A 17,340-nucleotide genomic window follows, 5' to 3' on the forward strand; every position below is an offset into this window, starting at 1 on the left:
GTTTGCGCGCCGCGCCGGCCGGCCCGTCAACCGCGCTCGCAGAACCGCAGAATCGCGTCGGCAACGACCGCCGGTGCCTCACGCTGCGGAAAGTGCCCGACACCGTCCAGCACGGCGCGCTCGTAGCGGCCGGTGAAGAACCGCTCGCGCCCGGCCGAAGTCTCGGGCCCGTTGCAGGCGTCCGCGCCGCCGTGCAGCACGAGCGTCGGCACCGACAGCACCGGTGCGGGTGTCAGTTGCGCGTCGTCTTCCGCATACGCGGCCCCGCCGTCGACGAATCCCCAGCGATGACGGTACGAGTGCAGCACCACGTCGATCCAGTCCGGGCCGTCGAAGGCAGTCGCGGCCGCGTCGAAGTCGCGTGCATCGTACCAATCGGCCGGCGACCACGTATCCCACATCAGGCGCGCGAACGCCCGGCGATCGTCGCGCAGCGCCTGCTCGCCGCGCGGCGTCGCCAGGAACCAGTGGTACCAGTAGTTGCGCGCCTGCGGCAGCGACAACGCCTGGGCCGGGTCGTTCGTGCCGTATCCCACCGACAGCATCACCAGATGCGAGGCCGCGCCGTCGCGCAACCCGCACGCGTTCGCAACCGCGCGCGCACCCCAGTCGTGCCCGACCAGCACGGGCCGCTCGATGCCGAGCGCGTCGATAAATTCGAGCAGGTCGCGGCCAAGCGCCGCGAGCCGGCCGCTGCGCGGCGTCGCGGGATCGCGAAAGCGGGTCGGCGCGAAACCGCGCAGCGCGGGCGCGAGCACGCGGTAACCGCGTGCGGCCAGCGTTCGAGCCACGGCCTCCCAGCCGACCGGGCTGTCCGGCCAGCCGTGCAGCAGCACGGCCACGCGTTCGCCGCGCGGGTTCCATTCGAGATAGGCGAGTTCGAGCGACGCGGTCGTCGCATAGCGGTAAGCGGTCATGTGCACTCCGGTTGGTCAGCCTGAATGCCCGATGGTAGGCCCGTCTCTCATCACGATTCGCGGCGTATCATGACTCATTCTTCAAGTATCGTGGTGAATCAACCGATGGAACCGCTGACCGATCCCGCGTCGAGCGCGCTCGACATCGCGCTGTTGCGTACCTTCCTCGAAGTCGTCGACAGCCGCGGCTTCGCGCCGGCCGCGGAGCGCCTCGCGCTGACGCCGTCCGCGATCAGCGGCCACATCAAGCGGCTCGAGCAGGCGGCCGGCACGGTGCTGCTCGCGCGCACGACGCGCCGCATCGCGCTCACGCCGGCCGGCGACACGCTGTACGCGTACGCGCGCAACATCGTCGACATGGAGCGCGAAGTGCGCGCGAGGCTGCGCGGCGCGCCGGCGCACGCGCGATTGCGGGTCGGCGCGTCGGAGGATTTCGCGGGCGCATGGCTGCCGCAGGTGCTGCGCACGTTTCGCGACAGCCATCCGCGCACGTCGATCGAACTGAAGGTCGGGATCACCGCGGCGCTGCTGCGCGAGCAGACGCTGGGCCGGCTCGACGTCGTGTTCGGCAAGCAATGCAGGCAGGTCGACGCGCCGGGCGAACTGCTGTGGGAAGAACCACTGGTATGGGCGTTCGCGTCGGATATGGCAATCGACGCCGAAGGCGACGTGCCGCTCGCGCTGTTTCCGGAGCCGTGCGTGTACCGGGAAGCCGCGGTGTCCTCGCTCGCCGCCGCGCTGCGGCCGTTTCGCGTGCTGTTCGAAAGCGCCAGCATGGCCGGCTGCATATCGGCCGCGCTGGCCGGCTTCGCGGTCACGGCGCTCGCGCGCAGCCAACTGCGCGACGGCCTGCGCGCATGCGGAGCGAATGACGGCCTGCCGGCGTTGCCGGCCGCGTGCTTTTACGCGTTCGCGTCGAAGCCCGACGGCGCCTGCGCCGCGCTGATCGACGCGGTGCGGGCGACCGGGCGCACGCGGCAGTTCGCCGCCTGAGTGCGCGACGCGATGGCCGCACGTGCCGGACGTACCGCGCATGCCGCGTCGCACCGACGCCGATCGATCGGCGTCACCGGCCCGCGAATGGCGGGCGGCCCGCAGTTGCGGCCACGACGCCGCTTTCAGTCGCCGCTGCCGGCCGCGCCCGTGTCGTTCAATGCATCCGCCATCAACGCCCCGAACCATTCGACGAATGCGTTGAGCCGCCTCGACCGGTGCCGCCGATGCGGATATACGGCCGACACGTCCATCGGCGCGGCCCGATGGCCGGGCATCACCTCGACCAGCGCCCCGCTGTCGAGCAGATGCACGACGTCGAAGCGCGGAATCTGGATCAGCCCCATGCCTGCGATGCAGCTCGCGATATAGGTTTCAGCGTTGTTGACGATCACGCGGCTCGGCAGCGTCAGCGTATGCCGCCCGCCGTCCGCGCAGTATTCCCAGCCGAGCTCGCGGCCGGTCGTCGGCGACGCATAGCCGATCGCCCAGTGCCCGTGCGCAAGCGCATCGGGATGCTCGGGCACGCCGCATTCGCGCAGGTAGTCGGGGCTCGCGCAGTTGATCAGCGCGAACTGCCCGAGCGGCCGCACGACGAGGCTGCTGTCCGCGAGCCGCCCGACCCGGATCGCGCAGTCGACACCCTCCTGCACGAGATCGATCGAGCGGTCGGTCGAGCCGAGCGACAGTTGCAGCTTCGGGTAGCGGCGAAACAGCGACGGCAGCGCGGGGGCGATCACGCGGCGCGCGATCCGGCTCGGCGCATCGACGTTCAGCCGCCCGATCACGTCGCGATCGCGACGCCGGAACAGCCGGTCGAGCTCGTCGGCTTCCGCGAGCAGGCGCCGGCCACGCTCCAGCAGCAGCGCGCCGTCGGCAGTCAGCTGGACCTGCCGCGTCGTACGGTGCAACAGGCGCGTGCCGAGCGCGGTCTCGAGCTGCTGGACGGCGGCCGACACGGTCGCGCGCGGCACGTCGAGCGCGTGGGCGGCCTTGATGAAGCTGCCCATCTCGGCAACCTGAAGGAAGATTCTGACCTGATCCAGCTTGTCCATCGGCAGGCAGAGAACGTGGGTTCGGACGACCGCGGCCGGCAGGCGCCGCGCGTCGCGGCCGATTCCGGCGGCACAGATGAAACGGGCGCGCGGCGTTGTGTCCGCGCGCCCGTCCATTGTCCATGCAAACGGTCCATTGCGGGTCGCCGCGCACACGACGACCGCCGGCACGGCCCGTTACCGGGTCGGTTACTTGGTCGTATAGCCGCCGTTGATCAGAATCGTCTGCCCGGTGATCCACCAGCCGTCGGTCACGAGATGACGGATGAACGGCACGACGTCCTCGATGTCGGTGAGGCCCGTCTTGCTGAACGGCGACAGCGCGGCGGCCGTCTTGTGATACGCGACCGCGTCGGCGCCTTCGGCCGGGTAGAAGAACGGCGTATCCATCGGGCCGGGCCCGACCGCCGTCACCGAGATGCCGCGCGCGCCGTACTCCTTCGACGCCGCGCGCGTGAAGTGCTCGACCGGCGCCTTCGATCCTTCGTAGGCCGCATAGAACGGCGTGAACGCGCCGAGCAGCGACGTCACGAGCGTGACGAGCTTGCCGTGATCCTCGAGGTGCCGCCCCGCTTCCTTGATGAAGAAGAACGCCGACTTGCTGTTCACCGCGAACATCTCGTCGTACTCGGCCTCGGTGATTTCGGTGAACGGCTTCTTCAGCACCTTGCCGACGGTATTGATCGCGATGTCGATCTTGCCGAAGCGCTGCTTCGCATCGCCGAACAGCTTCTCGACCGCGGCGGCCGTCGTCAGGTCGGCCTGGAACGTCGCGGCATCCGCGCCGGCCGCGCGCACGGCAGCGGCCGTCTCTTCGGCCTGCGCCTGCGATGCCGCGCTGTTGTAGTGAATCGCCACCGCCTTCGCGCCGTGGCCGGCCAGGTCCCGGGCGATCAACCCGCCGAGATTCTTGGCGCCGCCTGCGATCAGGACGACCTTGTCTGCGAGCGTATGAGTAGCCACGGTTGACTCCTGTTTGCGTTGAATGAAGCTAGGAGTGTAGGCACGCGCGACGTGCCGGTCAGCCGGGCACGGCTGGATGAATTATCCAGAAAAACGATCCAGTCAGGCATCCGGAACGGTGGGCTGCCCCACCGACGAACGCGACGAAATCCGCTCGACACGACACGATGCACGGCCGCCGGGCCGTGCGGTTCAGCGCGCGTACAGCACCGCGTCGATCTTGCCGAGCAGCCACTGCATGCCGGCCAGATGCTGCTGGTCGTGGCTGCACAGGTAATGGACGAGACCGCGCACGGTCAGCGCGCCGTAGCCTTCGAACTCGCCGGTGCGCGCAAACTGCCCGGGCGTGAGGCGCGACACGAGGTCGAGCGTCTCGCGCCGCGCGTCGCGAATCGCCGCGAGCACGTCGGACGCGTACGCGGCGTCGTAGCGGCGCTCGAGCGCGAGCGCATCGCCGTCGACCGACACGAGCAGCGGGTGATCTTCGTCGAGCATCCGCCGCAGCCGCACGTGGTAGCCGTCGATTTCGATGTCGCGCACGTGGCAGAGCTGCCCGAGCGGCGAGAAATGCTCGCTCGGGATCCCGCTCCAGTCGTCGGGGGTCCAGCGCGCGTAGCCGTCCGGCACGGCGGCGAAATGCGCTTCGAGCTGACGGGGGAAATCGGCGAGTGCATCGAGCGTCGTCGGATTCATGCGGCGAACTCCGTGTCGGATGGAGACGGCGATAGCCCCGGTACGGGCGTGCCGCCGTCGTGGCGCGACTTCACGCTGAAGCCGTACGCCCCTTGCATGCGACGTCCACTTTCCGTGAAGAACAAACGTGCGGCGCGGCGCTCCGGCAGCTTACCAGCGCGGGCGGGTTCGTGCCGGTGCCGGCGCGTGGCTTGATAGAATGCGCGCGCTATGGATCTCGAAAGCATTCTCTACACGCAGGGCTTCGGCTCGCGCCGCCAGTGCCGCGGCCTGATCGAAACGGGCCGCGTCACCGTCGCGGGCGCGAGCGCGACCGACCCCGACGCGTCGTTCGACACCGACGGCCTCGTGTTCACGGTCGACGACACCGCGTGGCCGTTCCACGCCCGCGCGTATCTCGCGCTCAACAAGCCGGCCGGCTACGAGTGTTCGCGCGAGCCGCAACACCACGCGAGCGTGTTCAGCCTGCTGCCCGCGCCGCTCGTCGCACGCGGCGTGCAATGCGTCGGCCGCCTCGACCAGGACACGACGGGCCTGCTGCTGCTGTCCGACGACGGCCAGTTCGTGCACGCGTACACGTCGCCGAAGCGCAAGGTGCCGAAAACCTACGTCGCCACCGTGCGCCACCCGCTCGACGACGCCCAGCTGGACGCACTGCGCGCCGGCGTGCAGCTCCACGGCGAGCCGAAGCCGATCGCGGCGGTCGCCGCCGACGCGCGCGACACGCACGCGCTCGCGCTGACCGTCCTCGAAGGCAAATATCATCAGGTGAAACGCATGGTCGCGGCCGCGAGCAACCGCGTCGAGGCGCTGCACCGCGAAAGCATCGGCGGGTTCACGCTGCCGGACAACCTGGCGCCGGGCGCGTGGCGCTGGCTCGGGGAAGACGACCTTTCAGCCCTGCGCAATCCCGTCAAAACCCTGTAAGGGAAAATCCGCACGATCGTTCGATGTCGGGCCGCGTCGCGGCCGCCCGATCCCCCGCTATACTGAAATCACAAGCTGTACGAGCAGCAATGCAGGGGAGACATCATGAACTTCAACCATTCTTTCGAACTGTCGTACGTGACGATCGCGTTCGCGGTCGTGGGCGCCATCGTGATCGGCGCGCTGCTGGCCATGATGCACATGAAGCACAAATACCATCCGAACCTGATCGGCGCGCTGATCGGCGCGCTGTTGTGCTTCCTGCTGATCGAGGCGTTACCGGCGCTGACCTGACGCGCCGCGCGGCGCGAGCGTTTGAAGGAATTCGTCTACGGTCGGATAGCGCAACGTCACGCACAATTCGGCCTTGAGCCGCGCATTGGACAGGCGCCGCGACTCGCGCATGAACGACAGGAGCGCCGGCTCGAGTTGCTGCTCGGCGTCCGCGCGGCTGATCCGCGGCGGCGGCGGCAGGCCGAACGCCTGCGCGACCCGGTCGAAATACTCTCCCATCCGCAGTTCGCTGTCGTCCGACGCGTGCACGGCGCGCGCCGGCTTGCCGCGCACGGCCGCGCGACGCAGGATCGCCGCGAGATCGTCGGCGTGGATGTGGTTCGTGTAGACGTCGTCGGCCGCGTCGAGTGCTGGCGTGCCGCGCTCGAGCCGCGCGAGCGGCAGCCGGTTCGCCGCGTAGATGCCGGGAATACGCACGATGCGCGCGGACAGCACGCCGCGCACCGTCGCCGCCCGCAGCTGACGCTCGGCCGAGACGCGCCGGAACGCGCGCGGATTCGCGGGGCGCAGCGGCTGCGTTTCGTCGATTCGCGCGCCGCCGCAGTCGCCGTAGACGCCCGTCGTGCTGGCGTAGACGAGCGTCGGCGCGCGAAGGGCGTCGGGTACAATACGCGCTTCCCGCACCGGCACGCCGGCCTGTCGGGTCGCGGCGCGCAGCGTGCGGAGCCGGCCGACCGACGACACCGCCGGTGCGGACGGCCGCCGCGCAGGCACGGACAATGCGGCGATCAGCGCACGGGTGCGGCGATCGTCGCGGCCGTCGGATTGCGGCGGCGCGAGATGCAGGATCGTGCGGGCGAGGCCCGCGATACGTCCGAGCGTCGCCCGGCGATCGAGGTCGCCGACGAGCGGCGTCGCGCCTGCCGCGCGCAGTTCGTCGCGGCGGCCCGGATGGCTCGTCAGCGCGACGATGCGCAGGTTGCGGCGCGCATCGCGCCATTGCGCGACGCAGCGCAGGCCGACGTCGCCGCAGCCGACGATCAGGACGCGCGGCCGGCGCAGGATTCGAGTCGCGATCATGTTGGTTGCGAAATCAGTAGCCACCGTTGCGCGGCGCGCAACGGGTTTGCATTGTAGCTGCCGTGCGCGATATGCACGGTCCCCACATTTTGTTCTATTTGGTTCTATGGCATTCAACGTTACTCTCAAGCAAAGCGGCCGGCAGTTCCAGGTCGAGTCGGACGAAACCGTGCTGGCGGCGGCGCTGCGCCAGAACGTCCATCTGCCGTACGGGTGCAAGAACGGCGCGTGCGGCTCCTGCAAGGGCCAGATCGTGTCGGGCCAGATCGAACAGGGCCCGCACGCCGCGTCGGCACTGTCCAACGACGAGCGCACGCGCGGCCTCGCGCTGCTGTGCTGCTCGAAGGCGCAATGCGACCTCGAGATCGACGTGCGTGAAATCGCCGGTGTCGACGGCGTGCAGGTGAAGAAGCTGCCGTGCCGGATCGCCGCGCTCGAGCGCCGCGCCGACGACGTGATGGTCGTGAAGCTGCAGCTGCCGGCCAACGAGCGCCTGCAATACCTCGCGGGCCAGTACGTCGAGTTCATCCTGAAGGACGGCTCGCGCCGCAGTTACTCGATGGCGAACGCGCCGCACGAGGAAGGCCCGATCGAGCTGCACATCCGCCACATGCCGGGCGGCAAGTTCACCGACCACGTGTTCGGCGCGATGAAGGAACGCGACATCCTGCGCTTCGAAGGCCCGCTCGGCACGTTCTTCCTGCGCGAGGACTCCGACAAGCCGATCGTGCTGCTCGCATCGGGCACCGGCTTCGCGCCGATCAAGGCGATCGTCGAGCACGTGAAGCACCGGGGCATCACGCGTCCCATGACGCTCTACTGGGGCGCACGCCGCAAGAAGGACATCTACCTCGGCGAGCTCGCCGAGCAATGGGCGCGCGAGATCCCGAACTTCAAGTACGTGCCGGTGCTGTCCGAGCCGGACGACGCCGACCAGTGGACCGGCCGCACCGGCTTCGTCCATCGCGCGGTGATCGAGGACCTGCCCGATCTGTCGGGCCACCAGGTGTACGCATGCGGCGCGCCGGTGATGGTCGAATCCGCACAGCGCGACTTCACGCAGCACCACGCGCTGCCGGCCGACGAGTTCTACGCGGACTCGTTCACGAGCGCCGCCGATCTCGCGCATCCGGTCTGAGCCCCGGGCGCGCCCGCGCGCCCCGCTGCGCGCCGCCGTGTCACATCCGTGGCATCGCGGCGGTTTACAGTGGGGCGCGGGATGCCTTATGCTTGCGCACATGAACCGCTTCCTGTCCGCACTTCGACGTCGCCGCTCGCCGCTCCGCCCGGATGCCGCCGGCTCGTCACGGACTCGCGCGTAACCTACTCCTCCGCTTCACCGGTTACGCACAAGCTGTTCGACCCACCAGCCACGGCCTTCCGTGGCTTTTTTATTGCCCGCTTTCCTTTCAACGTCCGCTGGAGTCTGCTGCCATGCCCCTGAACGATTACCCGATCGACTCGCTGATGTACATCACGAACCGCCCCGACATCGTGTTTACGCACGGCAAGGGTTCGTGGCTCTACGATCACACGGGCAAGCGCTATCTGGACTTCATTCAGGGCTGGGCCGTCAACAGCCTCGGCCACTGCAACGACGGCATCGTCGAAGCGCTGAAGACGCAGGCGGAGAAGCTGCTGAACCCGTCGCCCGCGTTCTACAACGAACCGATGGCGAAGCTCGCTGGCCTGCTCACGCAGCACAGCGTATTCGACAAGGTGTTCTTCACGAACAGCGGCGCGGAAGCGAACGAAGGCGCGATCAAGCTCGCGCGCAAGTGGGGCCGCAAGTTCAAGAACGGCGCGTACGAGATCATCACGTTCGACCACAGCTTCCACGGCCGCACGCTCGCGACGATGTCGGCCAGCGGCAAGCCGGGCTGGGACACGATCTACGCACCGCAGGTGCCGGGCTTCCCGAAGGCCGAGCTGAACGACATCAACTCCGTCGAGAAGCTGATCACCGACAAGACCGTCGCGGTGATGCTCGAGCCGATCCAGGGCGAAGGCGGCGTGATCCCGGCCACGCGTGAATTCATGCAGGCGCTGCGCGCGCTGACGAAGCAGCACGACCTGCTGCTGATCGTCGACGAAGTGCAAAGCGGGTGCGGCCGCGCGGGCACGCTGTTCGCGTACGAGCTGTCCGGTATCGAGCCGGACATCATGACGCTCGCGAAGGGCATCGGCGGCGGTGCACCGCTCGGCGCGCTGCTGTCGAAGGCCGACGTCGCGGTGTTCGAGGCCGGCGACCAGGGCGGCACGTACAACGGCAACCCGCTGATGACGGCCGTCGGCTATTCGGTGATCTCGCAGCTCGTCGCGCCCGGCTTCCTCGAAGGCGTGCGCGAGCGCGCCGAATACCTGAAGCGCAGGCTGCTCGAACTGTCGGAGGAACGCGGCTTCGAGGGCGAACGCGGCGAAGGCCTGCTGCGCGCGCTGCTGCTCGGCAAGGACATCGGCCCGCAGATCGTCGAGAAGGCCCGCGACATGCAGCCCGACGGCCTGCTGCTGAACGCTGCGCGCCCGAACCTGCTGCGCTTCATGCCCGCGCTGAACGTCACGACCGAGGAAATCGACCAGATGATGGCGATGCTGCGGTCGATCCTCGACACGCTCTAAGGAAACCACCGCGATGAATGCCGCCGCCGATGCTGTCGCGATCCGCCCGTTCGAACGCACCGACACCGATGCCGTGCTGGCCGTGTGGCGCGATGCGTTCCCGCAGTACGACGAAGCCGGCGCGCCGCCGCACCGCGATCCGCTGCGCTCGATCGAGCTGAAGCTCGCGACGCAGCCGGAGCTGTTCTTCGTCGCGACGTGCGGCACGCGGGTCGTCGGCACGCTGATGGCGGGGTTCGACGGACATCGCGGCTGGCTCTACTCGTTCGGCGTGTCGAACGACGCGCGGCGGCTCGGCATCGGCCGCGCGCTGATCGCGCATGCGGAACGCGCGCTCGCCGCGCTCGGCTGCCTGAAGATCAACCTGCAGGTGCTGCCCGGCAACGACGATGCATGCCGCTTCTATGCGGCGCTCGGCTATCGCGTCGAGGAACGCATCTCGTTCGGCAAGACGCTGCCGGCCGCGTGACGCCGCCGGCAGCCGCCGCGTTCAGCGCGTGATCGGCCCCGCGTCCGGCAGCGGATTGCCGAGCGCGTCGGTCGGCACGGCCTGCTGCTCGAACGCCGCGAAATACGCGGCCCACTGCGACTCGCTCACGCGCACGATCAACGCGCCGTCCTGCCACACGTCGTTGTGATCGTTGTGGTCGTTGCCCGCGCGATGCAGGTAGTTCGAGCCTGTCGAACCCTGGTTCATGTGCGTGTCGTGGATGCCGTTGCCCTCCCTATACGTGCGGCCGAACACGACGACGTCGAGCCCCTGCGACTGCGCGGCATTGACGAGTCGCAGCAGCGACGGGATCGGCTCCGCGTTCTCGGTGCCGTCCATCACCGCGCTGGCACGCCATGCGCCCGTCTCGTTCAGGATGTCGCTGCGCAGATAGTCGAGCGCCGGCAGCGCGGTTTGCCCGGTGAGATCGGTATAGCCTGCGGCCGCGGCCGCGAGCGTCGCCGTGACCGGATGATGGAAATCGTAGACGAGCTTGTAGTTCAGCAGGTCGTCCGCGTCGTTGGTGCCGACGTTGATCGCGACGTCCCAGTCGCCGGACGGCAATGCGAGCGTCAGGTGGATGTGATACTGGATCTCGCTGCCGTGTGGCGAGCCTTTCAGCTGCGCCACCGACGTCACCTTCGCCTTCACGAAACCGTAATCCAGACTCATGGGTGCTCTCCGTGTCCCGATGAACCGACCATGCTACGCAGCCTGCGTGACGGTTGGTGGACGGCAGGTAGCGGACGGCGTTCGTGCTACCGTGTCCCGCACCGCATGGTCGGCGTCACGGTCGAATGCATGGAGTCGCATCCGCGTGCGCAGTTCGCCGCCGGGCGCGCCGCACGAAAAAAAGGCTGTCACGGTATCCCGTGACAGCCTTTCGAAAGCCCTTGCGCGGCACGCCGGCATCCGCCGCCGCGCCGGGCCCGCTCATTTACTCACCCAGATACGCAGCCCGCACCTTCGGATCGTCGAGCATCTGCTTCGCGTCGCCTTCCATCGTGACCGTGCCGGAATCCATCACGTAGCCGCGGTCGGCCGCCTGCAGCGCGAGCCGCGCGTTCTGCTCGACCAGCAGCACCGTGATGCCCTCCTTCGAGATCTCGCGCACCACTTCGAAGATCTTCTCGACCATGATCGGCGACAGGCCCATCGACGGCTCGTCGAGCAGCAGCAGCTTCGGCTTCGACAGGATCGCGCGCGACATCGCCAGCATCTGCTGCTCGCCGCCCGACAGCGTACCCGCGAGCTGCGTTGCACGCTCCTTCAGCCGCGGGAAGAAGCCGAACATCCGGTCGACGTCCTGCTTGATCTGCTCCTTGTCGTTGCGCAGGTATGCGCCCATCTGCATGTTCTCGATGATCGACATCCGCGCGAAGATCCCGCGACCTTCCGGCACCATCGCGAGGCCGCGCTTGAGCAGCTCGTGCGACGGCACGCCCTTGATCGACTTGCCGTCGTACTCGATGTCGCCCGCCGAATACGGCTTGAGACCCGTGATCGCCTTCATCGTCGTGGTCTTGCCCGCGCCGTTCGCGCCGATCAGCGTCACCAGCTCGCCCTGGCGGACTTCCATGTCAACGCCCTTGACGGCCTGGATGCCGCCGTAGTTGACCTGCAAGCCCTTGATTTTCAACATTGCCGCTGCCATCAGTGCACCCCTGCGCCGAGATATGCCTCAATCACCTTCGGATTCTTCTGCACGTCCTGCGGCAGACCCTCGGCGATCACCTTGCCGTAATCGAGCACCGTCATCCGGTTGCACAATCCCATCACGAGCTTCACGTCGTGCTCGATCAACAGGATCGTACGGCCGTCGGAGCGGATCTTGTCGAGCAGGCGCGTGAGTTCGACCTTCTCGGTCGCGTTCATCCCGGCCGCCGGCTCGTCGAGCGCGAGCAGCTTCGGGTCGGTCGCCAATGCGCGTGCAATCTCGAGACGGCGCTGGTGGCCGTACGACAGGTTGCGCGACGTGTAGTCCGCGTACTGCAGCACGCCGACGTACTCGAGCAGCTCGATCGCGCGTTCCTTGATCTCGCGCTCTTCCTGGCGCTCGGCCGGCGTCTGGAACACCGCGCCCAGCAGCCCGTGCTTGGTCCGCACGTGGCGGCCCACCATCACGTTCTCCAGCGCCGTCATCCCGCCGAACAGGCGGATGTTCTGGAACGTGCGCGCGATGCCCGTCTTCGCGACCTGGTGCACCGCGGTCGGCTTGTATTCCGTGCCGTCGAGCTTGAACTCGCCGGAGTCCGGCGTGTAGAGGCCCGTGATCACGTTGAAGAACGTGGTCTTGCCGGCGCCGTTCGGGCCGATCAGGCCGTAGATCTCGCCTTCCTTGATCTGCAGGCCGACGTCGGACAGTGCCTGCAGCCCGCCGAAGCGTTTGTTCACGCCCGAGACGGACAGTCGGATTTGCTTGTCGCTCATGTGTGTATCCCCTTGTCCGTTGGTTAAGCGCGCACCGGCTTCTTGCTGTTGCGCTTCGCCAGTTTCGCGATCTTGTCCTCATGCTTCGGCGCCGGCCACAGGCCTTCCGAGCGATACAGCATGATGATCACCATCGCGAGGCCGTACAGCGCCTGACGGATCACTTCGGTGTCGACGATGTCGTGACCGAAGATCGCGTGCTGCAGCGGGCTCATCGTCGAACGCAGGAATTCCGGGAAGATCGCGAGCAGCACCGCGCCGAGGATCACGCCCGGGATGTGGCCCATGCCGCCGAGCACCACGCACGCCAGCACGACGATCGATTCCCAGAACGTGAACGACTCGGGCGACACGAAGCCCTGGAACGCACCGAACATCGCACCCGACAGGCCGCCGAACGACGCGCCCATCGCGAACGCGAGCAGCTTCACGTTACGGGTGTTGATGCCCATCGCTTTCGCGGCGATTTCGTCTTCGCGGATCGCGGCCCATGCGCGGCCGATACGCGAGTGCTGCAGGCGCGTACAGACCCAGATCACCAGCAGCGCGCAGAGCACGAACAGGTAGTAGTACATGTAGACCGACGGCAGCTGGAAGCCGAAGATCGAGTGCGTCTGCGACAGGTTGAAGCCGCCGACGTGCACCGGATCGATGCCCGTGATCCCCTTCGGGCCGTTGGTGATGTTCACCGGACGGTCGAGGTTGTTCATGAAGATCCGGACGATTTCACCGAAGCCGAGCGTCACGATCGCCAGGTAGTCGCCGCGCAGGCGCAGCGTCGGCGCGCCGAGCAGGATCCCGAAGGTCGCCGCCAGCGCCATCGCGATCGGCACGATGATCAGGAACGGGATGTGCAGGCCGTTCGGCGCGAGCGCCGCGATCCACTCGAACTGCGAGGTCAGGTGCGGCGAACTCAGCAGTGCCGCCGTGTATGCGCCCACCGCGTAGAACGCGATGTAGCCGAGGTCGAGCAGGCCGGCGAAGCCGACCACCACGTTCAGGCCCAGCGCGAGCATCACGTACAGCATCGCGAAGTCGAGCACGCGGACCCAGTAGTTGCCGCCTGCCGAGCCGATGATGATCGGCGCCGCGATCACGAAGGCCGCGGTCAGGATGCCGATGACGACGGTCTTGGCGGTGTTGCGTTCTTCGACGAGCGACGTCGAGGATTCGATCGGTTGAATGGATGTCATGTTGTTTGCTCCCCTTCCGTTACGCGCGGTCCGCGACACGTTCGCCCAGCAGGCCCGACGGACGGAACACCAGCACGATGATCAGCACGATGAATGCGAACACGTCCTGGTAGTTACTGCCGAACACGCCACCCGTGAGGTTGCCGATGTAGCCCGCGCCGAGCTGCTCGATCAGGCCGAGCACCACGCCGCCGACCATCGCGCCGCCGAGGTTGCCGATCCCGCCGAGCACCGCCGCGGTGAACGCCTTCATGCCGGGGATGAAGCCCATGTAGAAGTGCACGTTGCCGTATTCGGACGCGATCATCACGCCGGCCAGCGCGGCGAGCGCGGAGCCGATCATGAACGTCGCCGAGATCACGAAGTTCGGGTTCACGCCCATCAGGCTCGCGGTGTTCGGGCTTTCGGCGATCGCGCGCATCGCGCGGCCGAGCTTGGTCTTGTGCACGAGCAGCAAGAGGCCTGCCATCACGATGAACGCCACCGCGATGATCACGATTTCGGTGACCGAGATCACGGCGCCGGGCGTCGTGTCGGTCGCCTTGATCACGTTGATCGGATCGGTCGGCAGCAATTGCGGGAACGGCAGCGGGTTGCGCGACCAGATGATCATCGCGGCCGTCTGCAGCAGGATCGACACGCCGATCGCGGTGATCAGCGGCGCGAGACGCGGCGCGCGGCGCAGCGGCCGGTACGCGACCCGCTCGATCGTGTAGCCCACGCACGCGCAGACGACGGCGGCGATGCCAAGGCCGATCGTCAGCGTCGCGACGTTGCCGAGTCCGGGAAAGTGGTTCTGCAGCACGGTGATCGCCGACAGGGCGACCATCGCGCCGATCATCAGCACGTCGCCGTGCGCGAAGTTGATGATGCCGAGAATGCCGTACACCATCGTGTAACCCAACGCGATGATGGCGTACACACTGCCGAGCACCAGCCCGTTGAGGATCTGCTGGACGAAAATATCCATTTAAAGCTCCTTGGCCCATGCTGCCGGAGGACGTTGCGCCCCGCGGGTAAGCGAGGAATCGCGCCTTCTCGGCGACACTGCGGGTACTAGTCGATACCGGTAAGGGTGGATCGCCCCGGCGCGCGCCGCCCGGCCTGTACGGCCGGACCTGCCGCCGGAACGGATACAGAAACGACACCGCACTGTTCCGGTGCCATCATGAGTCCCGTCGCTAAATCGTCACGACATCGAGGACGGTGTACTTGGCCTCCTTGAAGTCGTAGGGCAGCGTGCCGCAACGGCCGGTGTCCGGTTGCCCGAACGCCATGCCTTTTTCCGTCCGGGCCGGGGCGAACCCCGCGTCCGGACAGATCAGGTTCCGCGCCGCGTCGCCCGCGGGCTCGACCACCTTGACGGCGCACATGCCGATGTCGCCAAGGGTTTGCGCTCCGATGCCGGACGCCGTCGCCTGCGGTGCAAGCGGGCCGTCCGCCGCCGCCCGCGCGGCGCCCGAACCGGCATCGCGAAGGTGGCGCCCGACTTTCGTCAGGACTGCGTCGGAATCCGTGAAACGAAGCAGACCGCCCGCCGCGACGCAATGGGTCGCGGCGACACGCTGTTTCGTCGAATCGAAATGAAAGGGAATCAGTGACATCTGCACGTCGCCTGCGTTGCCCCGAAACCCGGGCGCCCGCCGTGCGGCGCGCCCTGCTGCTGCCGCATCATGGCCGGCGGCTCGTTGTCGGGCAATCAGCTTGCCCGTCGCCCGGTCGATGGCAGCGCCGCCGGCGCGTGCTGCCCGCCGTGCCGAATGCATGCCGATCTTCGGGCCCTGCGCGTTGAATTCCTCGATCGCCAAACGTGCCCCGTTGTCCTTGTCACTGTCCGATTGCGCAATGCGGCACACCGACCGCGCCGCACGACCGGGTCCGGCAGCGCGCACGTCGCTGGCCGCCGGTACTGCGGGTGCCGCAGTCTCCCTGCCCGCCTCGTCGTCGCTCTTTTTGCTACAGCCGGCAAGCATTGCAACCGGTGCGGCGACGGACATGGCGTCAGCCAACTTCACATGCATCGAGTAGGTCTCCCGCGCCTTGCCAAAACCCGATTTCAAAGCCATTCCGGCCTGAAAACGGGCGCATTGTAACTCCATTTATAGGCCGCCAATAATCCTGATTCGATGGGGTTTTCCTGCATTGCAACCAATTTTGAGAAGCGGCTACGCGCAGCGATAGCAACCGGGTTGCACCATTGCTGTGAACAATGGTTGCATCGCGTTTTCGCGACGCAAAAAAAAGCGCGCCGGGAGGCGCGCTTCGGGGGTATCGCAGGTGCGATGCGGCAATCAGGCGGCGGGCGGCAGGTTGAGCCCGCGCGGCAGCGGAAACGACACGTTTTCCTCGATGCCGTCGAGGGCGCGGACGTTGCGCACGCCGAGCTCGCGCAGCCGCGCGATCACGGCCTGGGCGAGCACTTCCGGCGCCGATGCGCCGGCCGTCACGCCGATGCGGCGCTTGCCCGCGACCCAGGCCGGATCGATCTGGTCGGGTGCGTCGACCATGTACGCGGCCACGCCGCGCTTCTCGGCCACTTCGCGCAGGCGGCTCGAATTCGAGCTGTTCGGGCTGCCGACGACGATCACGACGTCGCACTGCGGCGCCATGAACTTCACCGCATCCTGGCGGTTCTGCGTCGCGTAGCAGATGTCCTGCTTCTTCGGCTCGCGGATCTTCGGATACTTCGCCTTCAGCGCGCCGATAATCTCGGCCGCGTCGTCGACGGACAGCGTCGTCTGCGTGACGAGCGCGATGCGCTCGGGATCGGCGAGTGCGAGCTTCTGCACGTCCTCGACGCTTTCGACGAGATGCATGCCGCGCTCGACCTGCCCCATCGTGCCTTCGACTTCCGGGTGGCCCTTGTGGCCGATCATCACGATGTCGACGCCGTCCTGGCGCATCTTCGCCACTTCGACGTGCACCTTCGTGACGAGCGGGCAGGTTGCGTCGTAAATACGCAACCCGCGCACGTCCGCCTCGTCGCGCACGGCCTTCGACACGCCGTGCGCGCTGAAGATCACGGTGTTGCCGGCCGGCACTTCCTCGAGTTCCTCGACGAAGATCGCGCCTTTCTTCTTCAGATCCTCGACCACGTACTTGTTGTGGACGATCTCGTGACGGACGTAGATCGGCGCACCGTGCATCGCGATCGCGCGCTCGACGATCTCGATTGCGCGATCGACCCCGGCGCAGAAGCCGCGCGGCTGGGCCAGCAGGATTTCGGCATCGGCGGCGACGGTCTGCCCGGACAGCGTATCGGTGGTGCTCATGATTACAGGATTCCGATGATTTTCACTTCGAACGTGAGCGCTTGGCCCGCGAGCGGATGATTGAAGTCGAACAGCGCCGAGGTTTCGCTGACTTCCTTCAGCACCCCTGCATAGCGGCCGCCGTCCGGCGCGTTGAATTCGATCAGCTCGCCCGGCGTGAAATCGTCGCCGACCATCCCGTTCTCGCGCAGCGTCGACAGCGTCACGCGCTGGAGCATGTCGGGATTGCGGGGACCGAACCCCTGCTCGGGCGTTAGCTGAAAAGTCGAATGGTCACCGACCCTGAGCCCGAGCAGAATCTGTTCCAGCGAGGGCGCCAGTTGCCCGGCGCCGAGCAGCAGCGTGGCGGGCTTGTCGGAGAAGGTGTTGACGATATCGGCGCCGTCGGCCAGTGCCAGCCGGTAATGCAGCGTGACATGGGAACCGGGCTTCACTTCGGATAGATCGATGATGCTCATGAATGACTCGTGTTCG

At 67.3% G+C, this 17,340-nt stretch carries 19 protein-coding genes; 6 read left to right on the plus strand and 13 right to left on the minus strand.

Going from position 1 to position 17,340, the window contains the following annotated elements; all coding sequences use genetic code 11:
• Positions 1 to 26: 26 nt before the first annotated feature.
• Complete coding sequence (locus DID99_RS02340) at positions 27 to 917, minus strand: alpha/beta fold hydrolase (protein WP_124666014.1); 891 nt, start codon at positions 915 to 917, stop codon at positions 27 to 29.
• Positions 918 to 1,022: 105 nt separating this feature from the next.
• Here DID99_RS02340 and DID99_RS02345 point away from each other — a divergent pair, with 105 nt between their 5' ends.
• Positions 1,023 to 1,910: a LysR family transcriptional regulator gene (locus DID99_RS02345; protein WP_124666015.1), complete on the plus strand. Its 888-nt coding sequence runs from the start codon at positions 1,023 to 1,025 to the stop codon at positions 1,908 to 1,910.
• Between the two features lie 125 nt (positions 1,911 to 2,035).
• On the opposite strand, the gene DID99_RS02350 is transcribed toward DID99_RS02345, so the two are convergent.
• The 3 genes from DID99_RS02350 to DID99_RS02360 all read right to left on the minus strand — a co-directional run bounded on the left by DID99_RS02350 (position 2,036) and on the right by DID99_RS02360 (position 4,621).
• Positions 2,036 to 2,965, minus strand: coding sequence for a LysR family transcriptional regulator (locus tag DID99_RS02350; RefSeq protein ID WP_124488483.1), 930 nt, complete (start codon positions 2,963 to 2,965; stop codon positions 2,036 to 2,038).
• 189 nt (positions 2,966 to 3,154) lie between these two features.
• The gene (locus DID99_RS02355; RefSeq protein ID WP_124488484.1) at positions 3,155 to 3,928 is read right to left on the minus strand and encodes an SDR family oxidoreductase; all 774 of its coding nucleotides are present in this window, start codon (positions 3,926 to 3,928) and stop codon (positions 3,155 to 3,157) included.
• A 192-nt stretch (positions 3,929 to 4,120) separates the two neighbouring features.
• Positions 4,121 to 4,621 (minus strand): DinB family protein, encoded by a 501-nt coding sequence (locus DID99_RS02360; RefSeq protein WP_124666016.1) that lies wholly within the window; start codon positions 4,619 to 4,621, stop codon positions 4,121 to 4,123.
• A gap of 210 nt (positions 4,622 to 4,831) precedes the next feature.
• Between DID99_RS02360 and DID99_RS02365 the strand changes: the two genes are divergently transcribed.
• Positions 4,832 to 5,548 carry a pseudouridine synthase gene (locus DID99_RS02365; protein ID WP_124666017.1) on the plus strand — a complete coding sequence of 239 codons (717 nt, stop codon included), beginning with the start codon at positions 4,832 to 4,834 and terminating at the stop codon, positions 5,546 to 5,548.
• Positions 5,549 to 5,653: 105 nt separating this feature from the next.
• Complete coding sequence (locus DID99_RS02370) at positions 5,654 to 5,842, plus strand: hypothetical protein (protein WP_044845610.1); 189 nt, start codon at positions 5,654 to 5,656, stop codon at positions 5,840 to 5,842.
• Here the strand turns inward: DID99_RS02370 and DID99_RS02375 are convergent.
• A complete protein-coding gene (locus DID99_RS02375; protein WP_124666018.1) occupies positions 5,825 to 6,862 on the minus strand; it encodes an NAD-dependent epimerase/dehydratase family protein in 1,038 nt (345 codons plus the stop codon). The genes DID99_RS02370 and DID99_RS02375 overlap by 18 nt on opposite strands.
• A gap of 106 nt (positions 6,863 to 6,968) precedes the next feature.
• On the opposite strand from DID99_RS02375, the gene DID99_RS02380 reads away from it, so the two are divergent.
• The 3 genes from DID99_RS02380 (at position 6,969) to DID99_RS02390 (ending at position 9,950) form a co-directional block, all read left to right on the plus strand.
• Positions 6,969 to 8,000 carry a CDP-6-deoxy-delta-3,4-glucoseen reductase gene (locus DID99_RS02380; RefSeq protein ID WP_044845608.1) on the plus strand — a complete coding sequence of 344 codons (1,032 nt, stop codon included), beginning with the start codon at positions 6,969 to 6,971 and terminating at the stop codon, positions 7,998 to 8,000.
• A 296-nt stretch (positions 8,001 to 8,296) separates the two neighbouring features.
• A complete protein-coding gene (locus DID99_RS02385; protein WP_044845607.1) occupies positions 8,297 to 9,481 on the plus strand; it encodes an acetylornithine transaminase in 1,185 nt (394 codons plus the stop codon).
• 13 nt (positions 9,482 to 9,494) lie between these two features.
• A complete protein-coding gene (locus DID99_RS02390; RefSeq protein WP_124666019.1) occupies positions 9,495 to 9,950 on the plus strand; it encodes a GNAT family acetyltransferase in 456 nt (151 codons plus the stop codon).
• 21 nt (positions 9,951 to 9,971) lie between these two features.
• Here DID99_RS02390 and DID99_RS02395 read toward each other — a convergent pair whose 3' ends face one another.
• From DID99_RS02395 to DID99_RS02430, 8 genes are all read right to left on the minus strand, one after another.
• Positions 9,972 to 10,643 (minus strand): DUF2278 family protein, encoded by a 672-nt coding sequence (locus DID99_RS02395; protein ID WP_124666020.1) that lies wholly within the window; start codon positions 10,641 to 10,643, stop codon positions 9,972 to 9,974.
• A gap of 265 nt (positions 10,644 to 10,908) precedes the next feature.
• Positions 10,909 to 11,625, minus strand: a complete 717-nt coding sequence (locus DID99_RS02400) for an ABC transporter ATP-binding protein (RefSeq protein WP_044845604.1) — start codon at positions 11,623 to 11,625, stop codon at positions 10,909 to 10,911.
• Complete coding sequence (locus tag DID99_RS02405; protein ID WP_044845603.1) at positions 11,625 to 12,401, minus strand: ABC transporter ATP-binding protein; 777 nt, start codon at positions 12,399 to 12,401, stop codon at positions 11,625 to 11,627. The genes DID99_RS02400 and DID99_RS02405 overlap by 1 nt, the downstream gene beginning before the upstream one ends.
• Positions 12,402 to 12,424: 23 nt before the next feature.
• Positions 12,425 to 13,594 carry an ABC transporter permease subunit gene (locus DID99_RS02410; RefSeq protein ID WP_044845602.1) on the minus strand — a complete coding sequence of 390 codons (1,170 nt, stop codon included), beginning with the start codon at positions 13,592 to 13,594 and terminating at the stop codon, positions 12,425 to 12,427.
• A 19-nt stretch (positions 13,595 to 13,613) separates the two neighbouring features.
• Entirely contained in the window at positions 13,614 to 14,564 is a 951-nt protein-coding gene (locus tag DID99_RS02415) for a branched-chain amino acid ABC transporter permease (RefSeq protein WP_044845601.1), read from the minus strand.
• A 211-nt stretch (positions 14,565 to 14,775) separates the two neighbouring features.
• On the minus strand, positions 14,776 to 15,615 hold the full coding sequence (locus tag DID99_RS02420) for a branched-chain amino acid ABC transporter (protein ID WP_124666094.1): 840 nt from the start codon (positions 15,613 to 15,615) through the stop codon (positions 14,776 to 14,778).
• A gap of 270 nt (positions 15,616 to 15,885) precedes the next feature.
• Positions 15,886 to 16,866, minus strand: coding sequence for a 4-hydroxy-3-methylbut-2-enyl diphosphate reductase (ispH, locus tag DID99_RS02425; protein WP_044845600.1), 981 nt, complete (start codon positions 16,864 to 16,866; stop codon positions 15,886 to 15,888).
• Positions 16,867 to 16,868: 2 nt separating this feature from the next.
• Positions 16,869 to 17,324 carry a peptidylprolyl isomerase gene (locus DID99_RS02430; protein ID WP_044845599.1) on the minus strand — a complete coding sequence of 152 codons (456 nt, stop codon included), beginning with the start codon at positions 17,322 to 17,324 and terminating at the stop codon, positions 16,869 to 16,871.
• Positions 17,325 to 17,340 lie beyond the last annotated feature (16 nt).

The organism is Burkholderia sp. Bp8986 (assembly GCF_003854225.1).
Classification (GTDB): domain Bacteria; phylum Pseudomonadota; class Gammaproteobacteria; order Burkholderiales; family Burkholderiaceae; genus Burkholderia.